Source organism: Christensenella hongkongensis (genome assembly GCF_000981035.1).
Classification (GTDB): domain Bacteria; phylum Bacillota; class Clostridia; order Christensenellales; family Christensenellaceae; genus Christensenella; species Christensenella hongkongensis.
In genome coordinates, this window is sequence record NZ_LAYJ01000117.1 from 1 (window position 1) to 7331 (window position 7331).

Sequence of the window (7331 nt, forward strand, 5' to 3'; positions counted from 1 at the left end):
ACCGGATGGAACGAATTGCCTGACCAAAATAATAAGCCGTCAAGGCTGGTCAGACGGCTCGCAGGAAAGCGTATCAAAAAGCAAAAAAGCAGGGAAATGGCGCGAATGTAGAAATATTGCGAATCAACGTGCAATCAGGCGTCCGGTACCGGGCGGTTTTTCATTTTTACCCGGGCATTCCATAACCAGTCCGTTTTTGGCATATGCGCTGCTTTTGCGCAACAAAAAACCACCCTTTTTTCATCATGCCAAAATAGGGCGGCTATGGTTTATCTCCGGCACGAAAGCACGTTTTTCCGGCACGAATACAGGAGGGCAGTTGTGATACAAGTTTATCTGTGCGACGATAATCCGGGCGACCTGAATCGATATGGCACGCTCATCCGCAGTATTGCGGGCAGGCGTAATATTCCTGTCAGCGTCAGGGAATTTACAAGCGGCAACCAGCTCAGCTTTGTGCTGGAAGATAAACCGCATCAGCCGGATATTATTTTTCTGGATATTCTGATGGAGGGCATGAACGGAATACAGACGGGCGAGGCCCTGCGTAAGCTGGGCTGTAAAGCCCTGATTATCTATCTCACCGTCAGCGGCGATTTTGCCGTAGATGCGTTTGGCATGAAGGCCTATCATTACATTGTGAAAGACCTTACTTCGCCCGGAGAGTTCGAGAAAATCTTCCTCGACGCGGCAATCGAAGCGGCAAGGCGCAGGACGGATTGCTACTGCTTTCGCTCCGGCGCCGACCAGTATTCCTTCCCGCTCTCTTCCATCATGTATTTTGAAGCGCAGCGTCACCAGACAATTCTCTATCCGGATTTTTGCGCACCTGTCGGCCATTACACGTCCATTTCAAGCGTAGAGCGCCAAATCCGCCCGATGTCGCAAACCTTTATCCGGCTGCACAGGTCTTTTCTGGTCAACGCCGCCCATATTTATTCCATGGGCAGCTCGTCGGTCCGGCTTTTCTCCGGGCAAAAACTGCCCGTCGGCCCCAATTTTGCCGCGAATGCGCGCGACGAGCTTTCCGGATTTCTCTCAGGCGGCTGGAAGGACATTGTCTAGCCGTTTGAAATGTCGTACAGGTAAAACTCCAGGCGAAACCTTCCGTTTTCCCTTGTTATTTTCATCGTCCCGTTGTATTTTTTCACAGCGTTTGCAATGCTGATCAACCCAAGCCCGCCTTCCTTTTCCCTGGGTGCGGGCTCCTTTGCAGGGTTCACGATCACGCCGCTCAGCATGCCGCCCTGCGCTTTAAGCCCCAAAAAAATCTCCGGCGCTTCCCTGCCGGATTCAATACATCCGGCGATAGCGTTATCAAGGGCGTTGCCCACGATGGCAGACCAGTCCTCCGGCGCAATTTTTACGCCGCGGGGCAGCCTGAGGTCCAGCTTCATTTTGACGCCGTTTTTATTTGCCACGTGTTTTTTCTCTGTCAGGATTGCGTCCAGTGCAGGGTTTTCTGTGATAATAAGCTCCTGCTTCGGCGTTACGATGTCCGTTAGTTCACGCAGGTACTCCTGCGTATCCCGTACCCGCCCCTGCTCCAAAAGCCCGTTTATCGCCAAAATATGGTTTTTCAGGTCGTGGCGCAGAATGCGTATCTGCTCGCTGAAGCTTCTCTTCGTTTCGTAATGCTCCAGTTGTATTTTTAACTGTTGCTCCAGCATTTTCTTTTCCTCGCTTTTCCTGACCGCAAGGATGGCGTTCGAAACGATCCGTTTCATCATGATCAAAACCACAACCGTGATGCCAAGAGCTGTAAAAGGAAGCGTAGATTTTTCCTGAAATGTAAACAGCCGGACATAATCAAGCGCGACGCAGCCCACCACAAGCACAACCTGAACCACCACTCTCCTTGCGACGCTCTTATCGCGGAATAATACGGCAGCGCACATGATATACATCGTAAAATCAAAAATCATCGATACCACTATATACATGGCATAGTCAAATACCCCTGTCAGGCGCAAGACGCACAGCGCAGCGCCGCCATAGATGTAAAGGTAGGAAATCCGCGCAATTACCCTGCTCCATTTGGACGAAACCACATTCTGCAAAAATTTCATCACCAGAAAAGGAATAACCAGATACAAAAAACCGCACAACAAAAATCCCGCCGTATCGTAATACACAATACCGCTGGCGTGCATAAAATCCACCACATACCACCATCCGATACAAAATACGCTAAGTCCCATCCACAGGGTGCGCTTTCCATACTCGAATTCGATTTTTCTCATGGAAAGGGCAACAACCAGTAAAATGATGCCGATCGTCACCAGAAAAAAACCCAATAGCCCCTTCACTGAATTCGTGCCGATCTTGTGCAGGATTATTTTCGACTCCTGTCCAAAGCACATATGCGTAAGGCTGCTGCTTGTGTCCTGATATTTCCCTTCAAGCGTAATCCGTATTTCCTTTCCCATATAACGCTCCGGCAGCCTGACCAGAATTGTTTCCGGTCCGTCCATCGTAATATTCCCCAAAATGGTTTGCGGTTCGTAATGAAAGAATTCCTCGCCGCCAATACGGATATCAACGTCCAGCCTTGCCGCAATAAACGCGATGCTCGCATCCCTGATTTCCTCCTGCGGCAGCGTTTTTGTGAGAATAATCCTTTTGTTCATAGGATTTTTGATTTTGCGTACCATAAGGTCAATTTCACTGCTTTTGGCCTCCCCCTGGTATTGCAGTGTCCAGCCCTTTCCAAAATCATCATCAATGTCGTCGATTTCATCGCGAACGGAAAAAGGCAGCGATACCGCTATGATACATCCCATGGACAGTATGATTAAAAACAATAGTACCCCGTTGAGTTTTTTGATTATACTTCTTTTATCCATTTTGCCGTTCCCTTGCCGGTGCCTGTTTTTCTTTTAGCCCGGGTTTGCCTCTAATCTATCATATCCGCGCCGGACTTAGCGGTTTATATCGCAGACAACCCTTTTTTTACGCGAACAACACCCCACATATAAAAAACAGCCCCGCGCTGCCGCAGGGCTATCCGTCATTGAACTTATTTTGTCCGGATCATTTCGTTTATTTGTCCACATCCTCCATCATCGAGCAGCACGGATGAAGTCCCTCTTTTTCCAGACGTTCTATCCCCCAGTCAAACATGCTCTCCAAAATAGGCCGCAGGCTTTCCCCTTCCTTTGTAAGGGTATATTCCACCTTCGGCGGCACCACCGGGTATACCTCCCTGTGGATCAGCCCGTCTCTTTCCAGCTCCCGCAGCTGCTGTGTCAGCATTTTTGCCGTCGCCTCGGGAATCAGCCTGCGAAGCTGGGAAAAACGCACCACACGATCCGTTAAGTGCCATAAAATAAGCGCTTTGTATTTTCCGCCAATCAGGCCCAGCGTTGTAGATACGGGGCATATATTTGTTTCAGGATTCATAGTATTATCCTCCCTGCCTGTTTATAGTATACTTTTAGATACTATATTACAAAATAGTGCATTCTTGCATTAATGTCAATTAGTGTCATAATAATAACAGGAGAAATTTTTTATGTCAAACCGTCAAGGAGTGAAACAGTATGCAAAAAACAATGTTTGATATTACAGGAATGACCTGCTCTGCCTGCTCCGCCCGCGTGGAAAAAACCGTGGCGGCAATGGACGGCGTCAGCAGCGTGAGCGTAAACCTGCTCAGCAATCATATGTCCGTAACCTATGACGAAAATGTGGTAACCGCGGACGATATCATAAAGGCGGTGGAAGGCGCGGGCTATGGCGCATCGAGCCGCAGCGCAGCCAGGAAAGGGGAACAGCCCAAACCTGCGGATATCGCGAAACAGGAAATGCAGTCCATGAAAAGGAGGCTGATTGTCTCGGCGGTCTTCACCATCCCGCTTTTTTATATCGCAATGGGCGAGATGCTCGGCTGGCCGCTGCCCGGGTTCCTTTCAGGTATGGAAAACGCGATGGTATACGCGTTTACCCAGTTCCTGCTCGTTTTGCCGGTTTTATTTGTGAACTACAAATACTTTGCCCTTGGCTTTAAAAACCTGTGGAAGCGTTCGCCCAACATGGATTCCCTGATTGCGCTGGGTTCGGGCGCGGCCTTTGGCTACGGCATCTACGCGATCTACAAAATAGCCGGGGCGCTCGGCACGGGCGACATGGCTGTCGTACACCAGTTTTCCATGGACCTGTACTTTGAATCCTCTGCCATGATCTTAACGCTTATCACGCTCGGCAAATTCTTTGAGGCGCGCGCCAAAGGCCGTACCTCGGACGCGATCGCAAAGCTGATGGATCTTGCGCCCAAAAAGGCAATCGTGTTAAAAGACGGCAAAGAACAGGAAATCCCTGTGGACGACGTTGCGCACGGCGATATTCTGATTGTAAGGGCGGGCAGCACCGTTCCCGTGGACGGCGTGATCACACAGGGATATTCCTCTGTGGACGAATCCGCCATTACGGGCGAAAGCCTGCCTGTGGATAAAAACGTGGGCGATAAGGTAACCGGCGGCACCATCAACAAGTCCGGCTACTTCCAGATGAAGGCCACCGCCGTAGGCGAAAACACCGCACTTGCAAAAATCATCCGGCTTGTAGAGGAGGCCACCTCCTCCAAAGCCCCCATCGCAAAAATGGCGGATAAAATCAGCGGCATATTCGTGCCGGTGGTTATGCTGGTGGCGCTTGGAGCCTTCATCCTGTGGCTTGCGCTTGGGCTGCATTTTGAGACGGCGCTTTCCATTGGCATATCCGTGCTCGTAATCTCCTGCCCCTGCGCGCTTGGCCTTGCAACGCCAACCGCCATTATGGTCGGCACGGGACGCGGCGCGGCAAACGGTATTTTGGTAAAATCAGCCGAATCGCTCGAGATCACGCACAGCATCGATACTGTCGTTCTCGATAAAACAGGCACCGTCACTGAAGGAAAACCGGTCGTTACCGACCTTGTAACAAACGGCGGGGAAAAAGCGCAGCTTCTTTCCGTCGCCGCGTCTCTGGAAAAAATGTCCGGCCACCCGCTTGCAGAGCCAATCGTTTCCGAAGCGGAAAACAAGGGCGCAGCGTTTGAAGCCGTGGAGGATTACCGGCTGATCCCCGGTCAGGGCATTGTGGGCAAAATCAACGGAATCCCCTGCTATGCCGGCAACCGCAAGCTGATGGAGGAATCCGGCGTCGATATAAAAAGCAGCGCCGCCACAGCGGAATCGCTTGCAAACGAAGGAAAAACACCCCTCTATATCGCGCAGGGAAATCAGCTGCTTGGCCTGATCGCGGTTGCGGATACGGTAAAACCGACAAGCAGGCAGGCCATTGCGGAATTACGCCGCATGGGCATCGACGTAATCATGCTCACCGGGGACAATGCGCGTACCGCGGAAGCCATCCGCAAACAGGTCGGTCTCCAAAAGGTGATTGCGGAGGTTGTTCCTGAGGATAAGGAGCGCGAAGTCCGCAGGCTTCAGCAGGAGGGAAGAAAGGTCGCAATGGTGGGCGACGGCATCAACGACGCTCCCGCACTTGCCCGTGCAGATACGGGCATCGCCATTGGCGCGGGCACGGATATTGCCATTGAATCTGCGGATATCGTATTGATGAAGAGCGACCTGATGGATGTGCCTGCGGCAATCCAGTTAAGCAGGGCCGTGATGCGTAACATCAAACAGAACCTGTTCTGGGCGTTCATTTACAACACGATCGGCATTCCCGTGGCAGCCGGCGCGCTCTATGGGGCGTTCGGAATCCTGCTCAACCCCATGATCGCCGCTGCGGCAATGAGCTTCAGCTCGGTTTCCGTGGTGCTCAACGCCCTGCGGCTGCGTTTCTTTAAGCCAAAGCTGCACAACACGGATAAAACCGATGAAATACCGGTTATAAATAACCATAATAACAAAAAGGAGTTGGCAAAAATGGAAAAAACGATCAAAATCGAAGGAATGAGCTGCGGGCATTGCAGCGCGGCAGTAACAAAAGCGCTCGAAAGCGTTCCCGGCGTATCGGATGTGAACGTAGACCTTGAAAGCAAAAGCGCAACGCTGAAGGTTTTGGATGGGGCCGCCTCGGACGGCGCTCTGCGTAAGGCCGTTGAAGACGCGGGCTACGAAGTAACCGGAATCGCATAAGCGTAATAAAAACGCTCCTTGTTCCATGAATGGCAAGGGGCGTTTTTTATTGCAAAGTCTGTATTAAGGGGTACGCCCATTCCAGCTCCATGCACACACGCTCTTTTTTTGGTAGTGTTACCGAAGCCTGTTACAGGTATTACCTTTGAGGGGGCGCGGCGTACAAAGAAAGGAATATCTGCAAAGTACGCCGCTCTGCTTACGGGCGCGCGGCAGGGAGGCACAACGAAAAGCGCCCTCCATAAGCCCCTTACAGGCAATATCCTGCAACAGGCTCCTGCTTTTGCGCGCACCACGCGGCAACCGTGCGTTGCCCGAAGGTCTTCTGTGCTGCCGGGCGGGTGCACCGAAGGTCGCGCTGAGGGGCATGGGAAGCCGTGCATCATTGTTTGCACTGTGCCCATAAAAGGCTGACGCTGAGCGCCGTGCCAAGCAATAAATAGCGCTCCTGAGGTCGTCAGGAATTAATTCATTTTGCGAGGTGTAAGCCGATGCAAAATATCCTCTGGCAATGAGAGCCCGCGAGAGAAGCGCAGCTTCTTTCGCGAAGCACCGAAGGTGCGCTATGAGATGTACGGCGCGTCCCCGAAGAGCGAGCCTCCGGTGTATCCGCACCTCTCTCCCCACACCACAATATCACAAACGCTTTTTTTGCTGCTGTTACCGGAGCCTGTTACAGGCATTACCTTTGAGGGGACGCGCCGTACAAAGAAAGGAATATCTGCAAAGTACGCCGCTCTGCTTACGGGCGCGCGGCAGGGAGGCACAACGAAAAGCGCCCTCCATAAGCCCCTTGCAGGCAATATCCTGCAACAGGCTCCGGCTTTTGCACGCACTGCGCGACAACCGTGCGTTGCCCGGGCATCCACTCTGCCAGCGCGAGTATAGCCCGTTGCGTGAAAACGCCTTTGCGCACGAAGTAAGCAGGCTTTGAACGCGACGGGCTGTTCCCGCGCGAAGTCAGCCACAACAATAAAAGTGCTCTCCCGCCCCGTCCCGAAATAAAACGAATCCCGCGCTCCCTTTTTCTTGACATTCCTTTCATTAACCCATACAATAAACATAGGGAATTTCCCTGCAATATAAAATCGCAGCAGGCCGGAGTGCGGTAACACTCCAAGCCCTGCTATCCGGTGCCGCGACACCCTCAAGCAATCCCATCAGGGACACTGCGATCAAGTATCATTATACATTCCCTCGGGAATGAGTGCAACGATATTTTGACGCGCGAGGGTTTTTAGA

6 protein-coding genes are annotated in these 7331 nt (G+C 51.9%); 3 read left to right on the forward strand and 3 right to left on the reverse strand.

Features of this window, described 5'->3' with window-relative positions:
• Positions 1 to 321 precede the first annotated feature (321 nt).
• Entirely contained in the window at positions 322 to 1065 is a 744-nt protein-coding gene (locus CHK_RS12960; RefSeq protein WP_046444507.1) for a LytR/AlgR family response regulator transcription factor, read from the forward strand.
• Here CHK_RS12960 and CHK_RS12965 read toward each other — a convergent pair.
• Complete coding sequence (locus CHK_RS12965; RefSeq protein WP_046444508.1) at positions 1062 to 2846, reverse strand: sensor histidine kinase; 1785 nt, start codon at positions 2844 to 2846, stop codon at positions 1062 to 1064. The genes CHK_RS12960 and CHK_RS12965 overlap by 4 nt on opposite strands.
• A gap of 196 nt (positions 2847 to 3042) precedes the next feature.
• On the reverse strand, positions 3043 to 3402 hold the full coding sequence (locus tag CHK_RS12970; RefSeq protein WP_046444509.1) for a winged helix-turn-helix transcriptional regulator: 360 nt from the start codon (positions 3400 to 3402) through the stop codon (positions 3043 to 3045).
• Positions 3403 to 3542: 140 nt separating this feature from the next.
• Between CHK_RS12970 and CHK_RS12975 the strand changes: the two genes are divergently transcribed.
• Both CHK_RS12975 and CHK_RS16715 read left to right on the forward strand, forming a co-directional pair.
• A complete protein-coding gene (locus tag CHK_RS12975) occupies positions 3543 to 6089 on the forward strand; it encodes a heavy metal translocating P-type ATPase (RefSeq protein ID WP_046444510.1) in 2547 nt (848 codons plus the stop codon).
• Positions 6090 to 6197: 108 nt separating this feature from the next.
• On the forward strand, positions 6198 to 6503 hold the full coding sequence (locus CHK_RS16715; protein WP_160295679.1) for a hypothetical protein: 306 nt from the start codon (positions 6198 to 6200) through the stop codon (positions 6501 to 6503).
• Between the two features lie 328 nt (positions 6504 to 6831).
• Here CHK_RS16715 and CHK_RS16405 read toward each other — a convergent pair whose 3' ends face one another.
• Positions 6832 to 7125 (reverse strand): hypothetical protein, encoded by a 294-nt coding sequence (locus CHK_RS16405; protein ID WP_131924629.1) that lies wholly within the window; start codon positions 7123 to 7125, stop codon positions 6832 to 6834.
• Positions 7126 to 7331 lie beyond the last annotated feature (206 nt).